This window comes from Enterococcus gilvus ATCC BAA-350, assembly GCF_000407545.1.
Taxonomy (GTDB): domain Bacteria; phylum Bacillota; class Bacilli; order Lactobacillales; family Enterococcaceae; genus Enterococcus_A; species Enterococcus_A gilvus.
Genome location: NZ_ASWH01000001.1, coordinates 2,102,718 through 2,120,850 on the forward strand (window position 1 = coordinate 2,102,718; position 18,133 = coordinate 2,120,850).

Consider the following 18,133-nt stretch of genomic DNA (forward strand, 5'->3'; position numbering starts at 1 on the left):
TAACTTCTGCAAGAAAATTTAACAGGTAACACGCAATATTTTAAAGTAAATAACTGAGTGACTATTCCTTGAATTTATTCTAGAATATATTTTAAATATTCTCAACATTATGTATCAGTCAGATCGCTCATTTCACTAAGCTGTCAGAGTTGTAGATATTTGCCTTCTCCTTATATGTTAATTTTGACAATGCACAGAATCATTTGCAATCAAACCAATATAAGCATTTAAATACATAAGAAAAATTTCATATTAAAGAACTAGTTGAATTTCAGTTCTTCAAGTTAAACGATTTTTTGCAATAATTAAGGTGACTTTTACATTTTATAGATCAATTGCTCTTTTGAGAAGTCCACTTTGCAGAGTACTGATTTCCAGCAACTAAATCATATTGAATTAACAAGTAATCATTTAATAACTCTTTTTGGTCTTGCGAAAGATTGGTACCATTAGATATCATATTTTTATTGTTAACAAATATTTTCTTTTTGTTATCTTTGCCCTTCTCACTTGAACCCGGATCATTCGTTGTAGCAGGAAGAGTTTTAATAACTTCAGTTAACAGCGCATAGAAGGGAGTTACTTTTAGATTTGCTTGTTCAAGAGCTATAGCAGGAAATGCATATGGAGAAACCAGCTTGTAAGTATCATTATACTGCTGATTTTGAATAAATGAATTATTGTAAGCGAAATAATCCGTTTCTCTGTAAATTAATGGGTTCTTTTTAATTTCTTTTGAATCATAGATACCAGGAAAATGATCCCCGTACCATACTAAAGTGATAGGTTTCTCAATTTTGTCAAGCTCTGTAATAAAATTCTTTAAAGCAATATCTGAATAATTCAATCCTTTAAGATATGTCCTCATACTAGATTTATTAGCCTCTGGTACAGCCGCTCCACTAAAATCAAAATTATTTTCGTTGTAATAGTCATTATAGAGTGTGTGATTTTGCATTGTAGTTAGTTGGATGAATTGAGTTTCATTTTCACTACCGTTAATTACATCTAAAGTTTCTTTATAAGCTGATTCATCTGATACATAGGGATTTTTCCCAATTTTTTCAGTATATTTCAATCCATCAGTGCTTTCAAGGTAATGGAAACTATTAAATCCAAATTTTTCGAAAACGTCAATACGATTATAGAACGAACCTAAATATGGGTGTATTGCTACTGCGCTATCAAAAAGATTCACAATAGTTGGTGCTATATCTTGTTTAATTACTAATTGGGTATAGGGACTTGGCAAAGTTGCTTCTAAATTACTTAAGTCTAGTCCCGTAAGCGCTTGCCATTCTACGTTTGCAGTACCCCCACCGTACGCCGATGACAACATTAAGCCCGAAGTTGTTCGATCAGAAAGCTCTCTAATGAATGGTACAGGATCATTTTTCAAAGTAATGTTTGGTAACCTTGAAGGATCACTAAAGCTCTCACTTAATACAAAAATTACAGTTTGATTTTTTGCCCATTCTTCTCTGCTTTCATTAATTTTCTGTGCCCTAATATTATATTTGTTTATAATCTTTTCTATATTATCTTCTGAATAACTTGCTGGTTCAATCATTGACTTTCCAACAATGTTATTTACAAACTGAATGATTGGTCCGTTTACCGAGGCACCCCATTTTTGATTGTAATACATGCGGTTAATTCTAAATAAACGAAAAAAAACATTAGCAGGTGAATTAGGCTGATTCACCCATAATAATCCAAATAAGGCAGTGCTAATCACAAAAATACCAATAAACCTTTTTTTATTATCAATTTTGAGATTGTATGTTTTACCTGCACGGCGTTGTATTAACAACGTCGAAGTTGCTAATATGGATAAAGTTATTAAAGTAACTATAAGAATTATTGGACTCACCATACTCAGTATCTCATCAAAATTAGAAAGAAATACTAAATCAGACGGTAGAATTGGCTCTCTTCTAAACTCGATTTTTAATATATTTGAGATGGTTATAAGAAGCTCCATTGTCAAAATAATGCTAAATGCATACCAAAAGCGTTTGGTTATTAGAAAAATTAGTAGAAATAAGAGCATGACGATAATTAGATTTAAAACTAGTTGTGGTTGACGTAGTACAAAAATAGATAGTAATTCTTTGAGCATCAACAGTATTGATTTTTCTTCTGAAAATAATACCATCTGCATAGCAGTAAAAAAATAAAAGAATAATCCTGTATAAATTATTTTTCGTCGTTCATATATCCAATACATAATTTGAGTTAAACACTCAACCAATTGATATCCATTGTAAATAACTGTATAGCTTTCCATTTTTTTTAAAAGTGACAATCTAGAAATCAAGAGTGTGAGTAATAAAATTAATATAGAAAGAAATAAGTAGATGGAAACTATAAGTATGATCCTCGTAATCCAATCTAACGCTGACTCTGGAAATGCTTCTTTATATTTACCAGAGATAGAATTGGTTATTGACGGCCATATGATTAGTATCTGTGAAATTACCACATAATTAGATATACTTCTAAATTCAAGTTTGATTAAGCCAATTTTTTTATCCAACGTTTGAAAAAAAATAAAACAATTTATAGAAAAATACATTGAGAATAATGACCAAGGTACACTAAACCTATTTGCAGTGCTTACGTCATGATGAACAAGAAAGGAGACTTTAGTCATTAAAAATAATAAGAAAACTATGAAAAGTCCGCTACTGATCATTTTTAAGAAAGTATTTGGATACTTACCTACAATTTCGTAACGTTGGATCACATACCCAACCAAAAATAGGTAAGCAATCCACAAAACGCCTTTTCCTTCTGAAAAACCAAATATATCTTTTCCAAACAACGTTGGACAAATAACAAAAAGAATTGAAAAGAGGATAAACATATTCTTTATTTGAGAACTAGAAAATCTATTTAAATTAGTCACGGCAATGGGGCTGAGTAGAAAAACAAGCATAAAAGACACAGCAAATCCAAACATGTTTTGACTAATAGGAAAGAAAATTTTCCAATAATCACTTAAGTTGAACGATTTACAAACGATGTTAATCGTAAATGTAAGGACAACATAAATCAAATAGAAACCAGGTAATGTTTGCAATGGTTTCTTACCTTTTAATTTCTCTGAATGATAGCCCAGATACAACGCTAAAAGATTCCCTCCGATTGCAGTAAGTCCCAATAAAATATTATAGATATAAAACCTTTTAGGGTTTTGTGCATATTCAGGAATTACTGTAATCGAAGTCAGCACATGATTCATAATCATAAATAAAGTCGCAAAGACAATTGTTAAAACACTGTATTTATTTTTTTTTTTAGTTTCCACTTTTTACCCCCTCTTAACAAAAAAAACTTTATACTACTAATTTTAGCATAAAGTATTTTAAGTATAGTAAATTAATTTATTTCGAAACTTAGTATTTCCCTTATTAAAGGTTACTCACTTCCCTACCCTCACCGAGAAGTCTCCTCCGACTCTCGTCAAGTTTGGATTATAATAAGGATCGTTTTCGATATACTTGGTCCACGTATCTTCCATGTACTTGGTCTCTTTTTCGAATCGAGCTTGTTTTTCTGGCGTATTTTCGTAGCCGCGAGATTGGGATTCGAAGTGATACAATTCAGCGCCATGCAGCCATACGTTATTGTGTCCTTTTTCGTATTCTCGCAAACATAAATCAACGTCGTTAAAGGCAACTGTCAGCTCTTCATCAAAACCATTCAACTCAGCAAAGTCTTTTGCACGTATCATTAGGCATGCAGCGGTAACTGCTAAGTAATCGACATTGATCTCTAATTTCCCGAAATAACCAAAATCTCCGCGTGGGAAGGTATGATGCCCATGACCAGCGGCACCACCCATGCCTAGAATGACTCCAGCATGTTGGATCGTATTATTAGGGTAGTATAATTTGGCACCGACACATCCGATACGATCAAACTGTGCAAAGGAGACCATCTTGGTCATCCATTCTGGTGTGATGACTTCGGTATCGTTATTCAAGAATAGCAGATATTTTCCTTTTGCGACTTTCGCGGCTAAGTTGTTGATGCGAGAGTAGTTGAAAGGAATATCGATTGATTCTACTACAAAGCGATCGCCTAATTGTTTCTGGTAGTTTGCATAAAGGTCCTGCATCTCAGGCTGATCGCTACCGTTATCGGCCATGACGATTTCGTAATTTGGATACGTTGTTTTTTCAATGATTGAATCGATACAGCGTTTTACATCGTCATAACCGTTTCTCGTAGGAATAATTATACTCACCAAATCCTCGGACAACACTTTATAATCGACATCGTAAAGTCCGTTTCCAGCTGCATGATTCACGGTCGCTTGAATTCCGCGGCGTTGTATTGCATCTTGAACAGCTTTTAAGCCAGCATCGAACGCGTAACTCTTTGTTGATTGATCCGCCGCAGTTGAACTTGGTAAGATACGCCAATAATACAACACTTGCGGGATATGAGCGATTCGCTCTGGAATAATTTGCTCAGTAAAGCGTAAGACGAGATCGTAGTCTTGCGATCCTTCATAGCCGACTCGGAAGCCGCCGATTTTCTCCATGATTGAGCGACGATAGACACCCAGGTGAGAAATATAATTGGTCCCTAACAATAAATCCGGTGACCAATCAGGCTTGAATGCTGGATCAAAACGTTTGCCATCCATATCGATCTTGTCTTCATCGCTATAGATCAAATCCAAATCAGAATTTTGATTCAAACGTTTTGCGACTTCATACAGCGCGATCGGTGCTAATTCATCATCATTATCCAATAATGCGACGAATTCACCTGTAGCAATCTCTAACGCAGAGTTAGTTGCTTTCGAGATGTGTCCATTCTCAGAACGGAACACGATCTTGATTCGTGAATCTAGAGCGGCGTATTTTTCTAATAGCGGTCTAACTGACGCATCGGTAGAATGATCATCCGCCATACACAATTCCCAGTTTGGATAAAACTGATTTTGAACGGATTCGATACATTTTGCCAGCCATTTTTCTTCTACATTATATACCGGCATCAAAATCGAAATCACGGGTTGGTAATTAAAGGCTGCAATTTCTGACTTAATCGATTCAAGGTTCCAATTTTCATTTTCAGCGATCCATGTTTGATAGGTTTCATCAGATTGCTTTGATTGTTCTAGCTTGATGCGTCTCAGCGTCCCCTTGATCCCATTACGCTTCAGATAGCCCAGACCTCTACGTGCTTTTCCATAAATTGCATGAATCTGCGACGGTTGTTTTGGCTCTTTCATGATTTCTTCATTCGGTGTAAAAGTCTTGCTTTGAATGTGGTCCCCAAAAACAAAATCAAGGGTAAGAGGCACAGATGGATCGGCTGCTTCAATCGTTATATTAAACCCCACAGCAAGACTGGCACTCGTTTTATGAGCGGCTGCTACATCCGAACGAGGATACCATTCGATTTTATCAGTGATTACGTTCTCAGAATGGATTTCGATCGTTGGTACTGCTTTTGAATCCAGATCGAGCGCCCATCCTTTTATTTCCATTTGTTTTGTTTTTGGATGATACCTGCATTGATCAATGCAAACTTGTTCATTTTTTGCCATTGGATTACCCTCCTATGCTGAATTGATTTGGATTGATCAATGGATCGTTCAATTCTTGAGAATACTTTTTCGCTAACGTTGCGTAGGCATCACTTTTTACACTAAAATGATTTTCACCAGGATAGCGAACTTCGAAGTAAGGATCGAAAATCAATCGTTTGTGTTCTTTTGACAATCGAATTGAGAAGTCAATTCCCTTAACTTGCGTCGGTAAAGACAAATCGAAGCCTCCTAAAGCTAAGAAATCCGCTTTTGTAAGGATCATCACGTCTTCTGTTGCCGTATAAATTTCACGTGGCAATGTGGGACGGAAATAGGTTCCGATAGTCTTGTTCGATAGGCCTTGCTGTTCGTATACGACCCGCTCATTTTCTGGATCAAGCAGTACCCCGCAATTCAAGATTGCGTCATCTTTACTGATCACTTTACCCGTTACCGCATGGACATCTGGAAGACGGACAAAGTTCATCGCTTCTTTCAGCCAGGTATTTTTGGTTGGAACCAATTCTTCTGCTAAGAAAACGAGATACTCTCCTGTCGCTTCCTTAGCGAGCTCATTTTCATTTTTTCCTTCAATCACGCGAATGCGCTCGTCAGCAATGGGCGAGTGTGACATTAAAATTTCAATATCCGTCCAGTCAGTGGCTAAAAGTGCCGCCAGTTGTTTTTCGTTGGCATTGCCGCTTAAAATGATTGAAACCTTTGGCTCTTTTTCATAGCTGAAGTCAATTTTATACGCACCGTAATTTTTTGTCATTGTTACGACACCCTTAAGCTTTCGACGCTCCAGCGCTGCCTGCAAAGCATTTTGGCCAGCCACATAAGCATATTCTTTGCTTTGAGGATCCATCGCTACAGAAGTCTCGATCGTTCGCCAATGGTACAGAATATTTGGAATATGGTAAATTTCCTTTGCGGCTTCGGTAGCACGTAAAACAAAATCATAGTCTTGGCTTCCGTTAAATTCCGTTCTCAATCCACCCACGGCATCAATGACCGAACGCTTCACAACAACAAAATGGGTGATGTAATTGTGTCCTAAGAGCAACGTTTCATTCCAATTAGGTTTGAAGAATGGATCGAATCGTTTGCCACTCATCGAAAGCTTATCTTCATCTGTATAGATAAATTCACGGTTCTGATTTTCATTCAGTGCGTTGATAACTGCCAATAATGCTGTATCTGCCAAAATATCGTCGTTGTCTAAAAAGCCGATATATTCTCCAGTTGCAATAGCAATCGCAGAATTTGTTGCTTCAGAGATATGACCATTTTTTTCGCGTAAAACAATTTTTACACGTTCATCCGCAGCAGCCAATTCCTGCAGCAGTGGTTTGATATGCGCTTTAGGAGACGCATCATCTGCCAAACAAAGCTCCCAGTTTTGGTACACTTGATCCGTTAATGATTTTACACACGCGCGCAGCCATTTTTCATCTACATTGTAAACCGGCACGACAAGAGAAATTTTCGGTTGAAAAGGCAATTCTTTAGATGCTTCGATCAATTGCTCTCGTGTGGGTGCTTCGACCTTCGTCATCCATTCTTCGTAGTTGGCGCTTAACAGCTTCGAGCGTTGATAGTTTTTCACTGCACCAGCAAAGCCATTTCGTTTGATTGATCCCAATAAATGACGGATTTTTTTTGTTACCGGCGGATTTTTCGGTTTTGCATTTTTCGCGACAATCGGATAGATCTGATCGTGATCATCAATTACTAGTAGTTTAATGTCATCCACTACCTGCCTATTTTTAACTGTTAAAATAAATCCAAATTTTTCAGTCGAATCAATCCCGAAAACTTCATTCACATCAGGACGATAAATAGCATTCACTTGTACAGCGTTCATCGAGTCTGCCAGTAGATAGTCCAGTGGCAAATGATGTGTTTCTGAAAATCCCCAGCCTTTGATGATAGCTTCATTTTCAGCCTCGTTGTTTTCAATCGACTCAATTGTTAGTTTGATTCCGTTCATTTCAGGTGTTGCTTCCTCAAATGGAATGGTCTTCAATTGATAATCGTACTTATCGAAATAGTGCAATTTCAGTGAAAGAAGACGATTCTTCTCTTTTTCGTTCGCGACATCCTGCATGACTTTCACTTCAGAGGAAATAAATTCTTCTTCATTCAAAACATTGACAGAGACCGTAAATTCCTTGCCTGCAACCAACGTACCGTCGATAATGACATACGGTTCTTCTTTAATATTAGGGAATAAAAACAGGTCCTCTTGATACCAAGAAGCATTTGTTTCTTCGATCGGTAATAGTTTGTTCTCAACTACGATAGATAATTCGATCGTTGCAGGCACTTTACCGATAACTACTCGCAGTTTTTCTGCGTTAGACGGTGCTTGATGAACCGTTGTTTTATTTTCATTGGTTTGATTATTAAAAATATACGGTTCGATCTCAAATGTGTCCTCTATTAAATAAGCCAATTGTACTTGCTTGTTGTAATTGGAGTTCATAGGTACCACACGTTCTGCCTGTTCAACAGGTTCTTTGCGCAAAGCATAAAAGTATTGATAAACTTCCCCAAAAGGACGATTTTTAAAATCATAGCGTACCATTTCAGGCAGTTCTTCATAGCTAGCTGACAATTCATTTTGTCCAACTTGAGCGTAGGTAAAGTCTTCTCGCCGAACGGCTAATCCGATTCGCTCAAACAGTTCTTCAAAGCCCTGTTGTGTGTAGAAGCTATTATGTGTGCGATCCAAAAGACCGTATTGCTTCCAATCCAATTTATTATTGAACAAGTCAATCAAAACAGAATTATGAGCCAAGTTCGGGAACGTCAACAAAATTTCTCCGTTAGGCGCCAAAAATTTGCTGGCCTCTTGTAGTGCTTTCTCTGAATCGGTCAAATGCTCTAACACGTCCGCAAAAATAATGAAATCGAAGGTTTTAGTCGCAAAATGATCGTTCCATTTGTATTCTTCAATATTTCCTAAAAAGCCGTCCTGGGCGAAGCCCATGACGTGCTTAAATAAGACCGGATCGAATTCAACGATCGATACTTCACATTTTTTTTCATTGATCAGATACTGAGTCATCCGACCATTGCCAGGACCAAATTCCAAGACAGTCGAACCTTCTGTAATCTGACTGATAATTTTCCCGACACTTGTGTGTTCTTCCAAAGACAAATCAAAATCATACTTCATTATTTAATCGTGTCCTTCCACTTATGATCCAAAACGACGATGCCTTCACCGACATATTTACCAGAGATAAACATAGTCATATATCTCGTTTTGTAAACTAGCGGCACCGTTGCATTTTCTTCAAAAAGGGCCACGTCAAAATAGTATTCGCCGCCTAAAAGTGCCATTTTTTCATATTCAAGATAAAAGACATTCTCTCCCTTTTTCCAAGGAATCGATTCTTCATCTAACAGTGTATTCAAGCCACAAACATAGTTATTATCTACTGTACGAATCGCGACACCTAGAACTGGTTTTTTAATAGAGTCGTCTTTGACATTATAGGTCACCTTCACTACGACCTTGCTATCTTGTTCGATGATCTCTAACGGTTGCAGATCTCCGTCCAATAATTCAGCGGATTTTACTTCCACAATATCGTAAGCAGAAAATTCTTCTGATGTTGAATTGTCGCGATCGACGGTTTTTAATGATTTCTTCTTCAGGAAGTTTTCGTAATCTTCCGTGATCTCCATCGTTTCGCCTTCTGCTTCTACTACCCCATTTTTCAACCAGTAAACCCGGTCACAAAAACGACGCACCGCATTAACATCGTGGGAAACGAAAAGAATCGTTTTCCCCGCATTGCGCAGCTCAGTAAATTTTTCCATACACTTTAATTGGAACTCTAAGTCCCCTACGGCCAACGCTTCATCGACGATCAGAATGTCCGGGTCAACATTGATAGCTACCGCAAAAGCCAAACGGACAAACATCCCGCTGGAATATGTTTTAACTGGCTGATACAAGTGGTCGCCAATATCCGCAAAATTGATGATATCATCGACCTTCTCAGCCATTTCTTCACGAGAGTACCCTAATACCATCCCGTTTAGGAAAATATTGTCGTACCCGCTGTATTCTGGATTAAATCCTGAACCCAGCTCCAAAAGTGCCGCGATGTTTCCTTCAATTTTCACTTCTCCTTCAGAAGGAGTCAATACGCCGGTGATGATTTTTAAAATAGTCGATTTTCCCGACCCATTTTCACCAATGAAACCAATCATTTCACCTTTTTTCACTTCAACGTTAACGTCATTCAACGCGTAAAAAACATCGTGGTACACTTTTCTTGTTGGACTTAAGGCTTCCTTCAAACGATCAGAAGGTTTCTTATACATATCGTATTTCTTTGTTAAGTGGTTAATTTCAATTACTGTTTCAGTCATTTAACTTTATCTCCTTATAACACATCAGAAAAATGTGGTTTCAAGCGTTTGAAGACGATGCTGCCTACGACTAATAAAATCAATGTCACAGCCCAAAAATAGATCGTCAATAATGGTTTTTCCCAAAACCATTGCTCGCCAAAGAACGCGTCTCGATAACCTTGGACGACATAGAACATCGGATTGAATTTCAAAATAAACTGGATTGTTGGATGTGCCGCAAATTGGTTAATACTCCATAGAACCGGGGTTCCCCACATCAACGCTTGCATAATCACACCAATAAATTGATTGATATCTGGGAAGAACGGTTGGATCGAAGACGTGATCCAAGTCAGTCCCGTCAAAAACATCATCATCGCGAAAAGATAATAAAACATCTGTAAAATATGCAGACCTGGTACTACATGGTTAAAGATCCCTACGATCAATGCAATAATAATAAAGAATACATGCATGTACATGGCAGAAAATAATTTAACAGACGGCAAAATTCGAATGTTGAAAACAACTTTTTTAACTAAATAACTATATTCACGGAAAACGTTTGTCGCTGAGCCTAATACTTCTGAAAAATACATCCATGGAACTAAACCTGTTAACAGGAAGACAATAAATGGGTATTTTCCATCGGTCATTGCTGCTTTGAACCCAACACCGAACACAAACCAGTAAGTCACTACCATCACTAATGGATTTGCGAAGGCCCAAAAAATCCCCAAGGCAGATCCCGCGTAACGGGCCTTGAAGTCGTTGACAGAAAACTGTTTTAATAGGGTGCGATTTTGGATAATTTCTTTAAAAAAACTAAGTAAGTCTTTGAACATTTTTTTCCCTCTCATCTAGCGCATTATTTATTATTTCTAGGGTTGATTAACGTTATTATTCTACAGAAAGATATATGTAAAAGCAAGGTTAATAAGAATATGCTTCCCGAATTCACTTGGACCTTCAAGACCCTATTCTATCCTTTACCCGTTGGTTAGTACAGGTAACTCATTTACACCCTCGAACTATGCATTTCCTCCCACGGCCTTAGGTCAAATAGATCGCTGTTTCAACGAGCTAAAATTTTTATTAAGTTTTGTCTGTGAAAACCTGTTTTCTGATGCTCCACGCTCTTGCCACTATTGTATTATCAAGAGTGTCTATTCTTATCTTTCTAATTTAAATTGCTCAGATGCTTTTTTTTACTCTCAAAGAAAACAAAGATTGGTTCTGTTTCTCATACTATTTTTCAAACTGAACGGCCAAAATAGAGAAATCAACTGCTAAAATCACACAAAAAAAGTTTAGATGCTTAAAACCGCACCTAAACTTTTTAATCACTATCTTCTACGACTTCTTCGTGTAGGTTCTATGTCATACTCCTCTTCTATCGGATCAAACACATTTGTCGAATAATCGTAATACTCGTCAGGTTCTGGATTACGCTGCCAAGCAAGTCCTAATAAACAGAAAGTAATCGGTATCCAATAAGGAGCCATCAACGTATCTTCCATAGTTGATTGCAATAAAACTCCGAAAAAGGCGATAATAAAACTGAATTGGATCGTTTGCGTATCCTCTCTAAGAATAAGCAACCATACATTATAAAGGATAAAGAGGCTGATTAGAACAAGGCCAATCAAACCAAATGCCCCTAACGTAGAATTGTAGCTATTGTGATTCCCTAAAACTTGTTGCCCACGTTTAAACGTGAACGCCGGCATTCCCACCCAAAACTGCTTTCTAACTTTAAACAAGGTATCGTAAAAATGTTTCCAAATATCTTCACGCCCCGTAAACAAATCGATATTACTTGAGTTTGCTAAAAAGAGGGACAAAGGAAATATTCCTATCAAAAACACACTATAAACAATTCCGTAGGCCCATTTGACTTTTTCTTTCAAAAAATTAGGCCACAGGTCAAAAAGAACAAAAAATGCGACAGCAATGAACGCTGCCTGCGATTGAACGACCCACGTACAGGCAAGAGCGATCGCATATACAGCAAATTTCAGCAATTTAGCCCACGTCAAATCCAGAGACTGCAATAATGTCGCAGCTAAAAAGCTTGAGCACATGACACTACTCCCGATAGTGTTGGTATTGATCCAGATTTCCTGCAACTTGTTGCTTTTATCCCAGATACTGATACCTGAAGGCGGAGTTGGGATTTCGGTAAATATGCGAAATGCCGTGATCAGTAAAACCAGCAACATCAATCCTGCGAATACTACTCGTATCCCCTTTGTGAATTCGACCAATTTGAAATCTAAGACTATAAAGATGATCAAGGCAATTGTAACATCTAAAAAAATATCAGCCTGTCTCAAAGAATCAAATTGATGGAAGAAAACAATCGAAACCAGAGCGATTCCCACCCAGGCAAAGTCATCCCATTTCATCCGATAGCAGTTCAACACTAAAACGATAGTAGCGCCAATCGGCATGTAGCGGCTCATATGTGCATATATATAGAACATCCCAGGTGTGCCAATTCCTTTGGTCCAAAGGAAAAAGCACAACAATGTCATTCCAATTAGAATAGACGCACTGATCAAATTCAATAGATCAGCCGTGCTGTCCTTTACTCGTCCCATTTTATTCCTCCGAACTTCCTTTAATTAATATACTCATCATAATTTGGTGCAGGTTGTGGAATCTCTTGATAATCTTCCGTTCCCCCGATTGGATCAACAGCATCTTCAGGCTGCATTTGATCTTCGTCTGAAGTAAAACTCAATTCATATATCGACCATTTATCTTTATCAGGACCATATATCCGGTCAAATTGCGCATAATTCAACGCGTTATAATCCTCCAAAGGTCGTTTACTAATCACATACTTAAAACCAAGCTTCTTACAGTCTGTAAAGTTAAGTGTAACCGTGAAGTTGTCTGGGCGATCCAAGCGGAAACTTGTTTCTCCTTTGTCCACAAACGCACGTACATGCGCATAACGATTATAGATTTTTTCTTGTTTGTGTTTCGGATCAATCTTATGCCATAACGCCATGTCTGGATAGAAGCGGACAGAGTTGATCGTCTTAACACCAAGAGCTGGAGTAAAGTTGTAAAGGTCTGCTTCTGATAACCATAACGCCTCTGGATCTTCCTTTTTGATTTTAACTATTTCTTCCGCCAATGTTTTCTTATCAATTGCTCCAGTGCCATGAACAACGGGATTAACTGAAAAACCTGATACTAGAATCAAAATAGTCATCGCAAGTATGAACACTTTTTTTAACTTAAACAGTAGACAGAAAAGGATCAGCGCAAATATCACTAATGTCATAAAAATCTCAAAGTTGTTAAAATACAGCCCCATAATTGAAGACACGACAGCATGCGTCGATTTTATCATAATAAGAGCTAGAAAAATCAATTTTACCCACCAAGTTATGCGGACGTATTCCCAGAAGAAATTGATCATCCATAATGACAATAAGACTGCTCCAAAGCCTAATGTAACCAGCCCTCGAGTACTTGTTACATATGTCAGCATCAATACTTTAGCTATCCCATGGCTATATCCGAAATAGGTCCAACCAAACATAAAACAACAGAACAATCCTAAAATCACACCCATGTATTTCTCATCTTTACCATGCTTAGAAAAGAAAATGAAGGGTGACAAGAGAACCGTTAACGGCAAGAAGTTGAAATACGAAGCTACCTCTCCATTGTTGGTTCCATGAAAATTGAAATCTTCAAATGGAATCTTCCAATTGGTTAGGAACAAGAAGTAGTCTGATTGCGGTCTTCCTCCGCCACCCGCTTCTCGATGTCCTGGATAGATCGTGTTGAGGGTCGCGTCGATTGCCTCTTTAGAGGTACTATAAAAATGGAAAAGAACAACACCAATGATTCCAAGCCCTCCAATAATAATTGGCAGATCCCAAACGTCTAACACCAGTTCTTTTCGGAAATGGATCAATGTACCAAATAGCCAAAATAGAATCAGGTAAGCTAAGGGTACTTGGTGTGCCGGATACAGCACTAAAACAAATCCAATCCCGTTAATGACGATCAACGCCATCATAAATAGTCGCAGCAGCCGATTTTCATGCTTCGCGATGTAATAATAACTCGCAACCATAATGGCTAACGTAAAGAACATCAAATCCCCCACGTGCTGCATAAACCACCATTGGATCGAGGGCGAAAACGTGATCCAAAACGAGCCAAGCAAAGACAAATATTTATTACGTTTTGTTAAAATCATGACGAGTTCAAAACTCAGTAAAATCATTGCGATAATTTTAAAGCCCCAATAGAAAGAAAGTCCCCTCTCCTTCCCTAAGAAGAAAAATCCCCAGTTGAAAGGTTTTCCAATCACTGTCAGGTCCTTTACAGGTGAATTATAGGCAATGATCATATTTTGACCTTCTTTGCCATATTGCTTATTAACTACTGGATAGTCGCTTTCTGCTTGAGAAAAATAAAATGGGGTCTGGACCATCCACTCATCCGAGCGAACCTCTCGATTCTGTCCAAAAATAACGTCTGATTGCTTATTGTCGCTACGCTCTGAAACGATTCTATCCCAAGAGCCAATCGAACTTCCATTTAAGTTCAGCGCCACAATCAAAATTAAAAAAAGAACGCCAATGATATATCGAAAGCGAATAATCTGATCAATGACCCATTCAAACGGATTGATTTTCTTATAGGGGGTCTCCTTAGTTCGCTTTTGTGCTCTTGATTCCATTGTTTCCTCCCGAGAATAAAAATTTAAGTGTCATTTTTCCATAATTGAATTTTCCGTTCAAGAGCTGTTTGCATCCTCGCAGAAACAATTGTCTGCGATATTGAGAATACAGTTGTTTATCATATAAAGAATAATAGCATTTTTCAGCGGATAAAATAGCCTGATAGCGAAAAAAATTCATTCGCTTAGCATAATCTAAGACAGATAATTGATGTTGCAATTCATTTGATAAGATGTACATTTGTTTTTTTTCGAAAAAAATACGCCAGCTCAACCAATGATCTAAATAATCAAGGGGAAAGGACAAGTTGTAGCCGCCAATTTCACGTAAAAATTGTGCACGTACTGCGGTTCCTGAATTGATAACCATTATGTCTTTAGAATACATCTGATTTCCTTGAGGCAGTTCTTTATGTAAAGGACGCAAGGTGTCGCTGCGGATAGGTGAAATTTGCTGTTTCTGATCATTGATGATCGGAGCAATGGCTACGACTGATTCTGGTAATTGTGTAGCTTTTTTTATTAACGCTTCTAAATACTCATAGGAAATCGTCGTGTCTTGATCCAGCGTAATCAACCATACCGCCGCTTCACTCATCTGATTCAGCGCAGTGTTATATGCTTGTGCCAAGCCAACATTTGTTTGGCTATGATGATACGTGAATCGCGCATCTAATCCCTGCGGTTCAGCAGCTTGTTCACTATTATCAAAAATCAAAATACTGCGAATCTCAGAAAAAGCTTCAGAGGTAAGAAGAGTATTCAAGCTTTCGATCGTTGATGATTCTGAAGCAGTCATATGATAAAGAACGACCACGATTTCAAACATCTTTCTTACCTCCGACTCTTTATTGTTTAGCTTCTAATTCAAGGAAACTTGCAAGTGCTTCTTGCCAAGTTGGAATCTCAAATCCTAGTGCTTTTGCTTTGCTTAAGTCCATGATTGAGTATTGTGGACGTGTCGCCTTTTGCGGATACTCTTCAGAAGTTACTGGAGCAACCTCGACCTTGGTATCCTTTAAAATTTCTTTGGCAAATTCATACCAAGAACAGCTGTTTTCATTTGATAAATGATACACTCCAAATGGCGCGTTTGTTTCAATTACAAATGTCATAAATTCGGCCAAAGTACGTGTCCATGTTGGCCGTCCAAATTGGTCGTTTACAACAGTTAAACGATCATGAGTTTTAGCCAAGTTTTGCATTGTATAGATAAAGTTATGACCATAAATACCGAAAACCCAAGAAGTGCGGATGATGTAATAATCCTCCATTATTTCTTGAACGGCTTGTTCCCCTAAAAGTTTCGTACGACCATACTCACTCAATGGATTTGTAGCATCCTCTACTTGGTACATACCGTCTTTCTTTGTTCCATCAAAGACGTAATCTGTACTGATATAGATCAGCGTCGCTCCTGCTGCCTTTGCAGCCTCCGCTACATTGCGTGTACCATCCACATTGATCAATTCATCTAATTCTTTGCCTTCGTCCTCTGCCTTATCTACCGCAGTATAGGCAGCACAATGATAAATCAGTTCCGGTTTCATTTCAGTGATAAATTTATACGTGCCTTCTTTATCTGTAATATCTAATTGATCTGCATCCGTAGACACATATTCGATTTTCTTCTCGTCTAGCAAGTGACGTAATTCAGTTCCTAATTGTCCATGTCCGCCTGTAATTAAGATCATCTCTATCTACTCCTATCTATATCTTGTAAGCCTCTTTGATTCATTCCAATAAAACTGACAATCATTTTATTACTAGGTGTGTCTTCTCTTCAAATACAGTTTTTCTGCTCCGTCTAAAAGGAGAAGAAAAACTCGAAAAAAGGCAGGTATAACCTGCCTCATTCAGTTTGTATTATTGGCCGTTCTTTGCGTAGTTGTTTTCGACCGCTTCTTTTTCAGCCCGCCACCAGTTTTCATGCTCGGTATACCATTTGATGGTATCCTTCATGCCTGCACGAAAATTAGTGAATTCTGGTGTCCACCCTAATTCTTCACGTAATTTTGTGGAGTCGATCGCATAACGTAAATCATGACCCGCACGGTCTTTTACGTGATCGTAAGCGTCTTTTGATTGACCCATTTCTTCCAAAATGATTTCCATGACCGTTTTATTGTCTTCTTCACCATCAGCGCCAATCAAGTAGGTTTCGCCGATTTTACCTTTTGTTAAAATCAACCATACCGCAGAAGAATGATCATTTGTATGGATCCAATCGCGTACATTCTTACCATCGCCATATAATTTTGGACGAGTACCGCTTAAAATATTGGTGATTTGACGTGGGATAAATTTCTCAATATGTTGGTAAGGACCATAATTGTTTGAGCAATTCGAAATTGTCGCCTGTAAGCCGAATGAACGAACCCATGCCTTAACTAACAAATCAGAGCCTGCTTTAGTTGATGAATAAGGGCTTGATGGGTTGTAAGGAGTTTCTGAAGTGAATTTTTCTCCTTCGCCTTCTCCATGCCCTGGCAGATCCTCTCGTAATGGAAGGTCTCCATACACTTCATCTGTTGAAACATGATGGTAACGCACATTCTGTTTACGGCAAGCTTCGATTAAAGTGTAGGTTCCAATGATATTTGTTTGTACAAATGGAAATGGGTCTTTCAATGAATTGTCATTGTGAGATTCTGCCGCGTAATGAACGACTGCATCAGCCTTCTGCACTAAACGATCGACTAATTCTGCATCGGCAATATCTCCGACAACTAACTCCACGCGATCTTCGGGAAGTCCAGCAAGGTTTTCCTTGTTTCCAGCGTAAGTTAATTTATCTAACACTGTGACATGGACTTCAGGATGATTGTTTACAACATAATGAACGAAGTTAGAGCCGATAAAGCCCGCTCCGCCTGTTACGATAATATTTTTCATCTATATTTACTCCTTAAATTTCACCATATACGAAAGGATTTTCTGCTTCAAACTCTTTCAATGTCGGTTGTTTCGCATCTTTTTCCGAGGTGATTGCTTTTTCAATGGCAATTGGCCATTCAATCGCTAAATCTGGATCTGCAAATGAGATGCCGCCATCTGCTTCTGCATCGTAGTAGTTGTCACATTTGTACATAAAGTTGACATTTGGAGTCAACGTCACAAAGCCGTGAGCAAACCCACGAGGAACCAACAATTGACGATGATTGTGTTCTGAAAGAATATAACCTTCCCATTTTCCATAGGTTGGACTGCCTTTACGAATATCCACGATCACATCAAGAACTGCACCTGTTACGACACGAATCAACTTGGTTTGTGCCGATGCGCCTTTTTGAAAATGCAAGCCGCGAAGTACACCTGGTTGTGTCGACAAGGAATGGTTGTCTTGAATAAAATCGAAATCGATCCCTGCTGCTTTAAAATCCTCTACAGAATAACTCTCTGTAAAAAATCCGCGATGATCGCCAAATACTGCTGGCTCGATAATTTTTACATCTGTTAAGTTTGTTTCGGTTACTTTAATTTTTCCCATG

Annotated in this window: 11 protein-coding genes; all 11 read right to left on the bottom strand. The window is 38.1% G+C overall.

Translation table 11 applies throughout. The features are described 5' to 3' along the window. Positions 1-331: 331 nt before the first annotated feature. Positions 332-3,253 (bottom strand): LTA synthase family protein, encoded by a 2,922-nt coding sequence (locus I592_RS10360; RefSeq protein WP_167540789.1) that lies wholly within the window; start codon positions 3,251-3,253, stop codon positions 332-334. Positions 3,254-3,427: 174 nt separating this feature from the next. Next, entirely contained in the window at positions 3,428-5,572 is a 2,145-nt protein-coding gene (locus I592_RS10365) for a glycosyltransferase family 2 protein (protein WP_010780258.1), read from the bottom strand. Between the two features lie 4 nt (positions 5,573-5,576). Continuing rightward, a complete protein-coding gene (locus tag I592_RS10370; RefSeq protein ID WP_010780257.1) occupies positions 5,577-8,738 on the bottom strand; it encodes a glycosyltransferase in 3,162 nt (1,053 codons plus the stop codon). Continuing rightward, positions 8,738-9,946: an ABC transporter ATP-binding protein gene (locus tag I592_RS10375; RefSeq protein WP_010780256.1), complete on the bottom strand. Its 1,209-nt coding sequence runs from the start codon at positions 9,944-9,946 to the stop codon at positions 8,738-8,740. The genes I592_RS10370 and I592_RS10375 overlap by 1 nt, the downstream gene beginning before the upstream one ends. Before the next feature lie 14 nt (positions 9,947-9,960). Beyond that, positions 9,961-10,773 carry an ABC transporter permease gene (locus I592_RS10380; protein WP_010780255.1) on the bottom strand — a complete coding sequence of 271 codons (813 nt, stop codon included), beginning with the start codon at positions 10,771-10,773 and terminating at the stop codon, positions 9,961-9,963. 501 nt (positions 10,774-11,274) lie between these two features. Then, a complete protein-coding gene (locus I592_RS10385; RefSeq protein ID WP_010780254.1) occupies positions 11,275-12,531 on the bottom strand; it encodes an EpaQ family protein in 1,257 nt (418 codons plus the stop codon). A gap of 20 nt (positions 12,532-12,551) precedes the next feature. After that, the gene (locus I592_RS10390) at positions 12,552-14,642 is read right to left on the bottom strand and encodes a DUF7657 domain-containing protein (RefSeq protein WP_010780253.1); all 2,091 of its coding nucleotides are present in this window, start codon (positions 14,640-14,642) and stop codon (positions 12,552-12,554) included. After that, positions 14,614-15,471 (bottom strand): glycosyltransferase, encoded by an 858-nt coding sequence (locus I592_RS10395; protein WP_010780252.1) that lies wholly within the window; start codon positions 15,469-15,471, stop codon positions 14,614-14,616. Before I592_RS10395 ends, I592_RS10390 begins: the two co-directional genes overlap by 29 nt. 19 nt (positions 15,472-15,490) lie before the next feature. Further along, on the bottom strand, positions 15,491-16,336 hold the full coding sequence (gene rfbD, locus I592_RS10400; protein ID WP_010780251.1) for a dTDP-4-dehydrorhamnose reductase: 846 nt from the start codon (positions 16,334-16,336) through the stop codon (positions 15,491-15,493). Positions 16,337-16,508: 172 nt separating this feature from the next. Next, positions 16,509-17,537, bottom strand: coding sequence for a dTDP-glucose 4,6-dehydratase (gene rfbB / locus I592_RS10405; RefSeq protein WP_010780250.1), 1,029 nt, complete (start codon positions 17,535-17,537; stop codon positions 16,509-16,511). A 13-nt stretch (positions 17,538-17,550) separates the two neighbouring features. Then, a complete protein-coding gene (gene rfbC, locus I592_RS10410; protein ID WP_010780249.1) occupies positions 17,551-18,132 on the bottom strand; it encodes a dTDP-4-dehydrorhamnose 3,5-epimerase in 582 nt (193 codons plus the stop codon). Position 18,133: the final 1 nt, after the last annotated feature.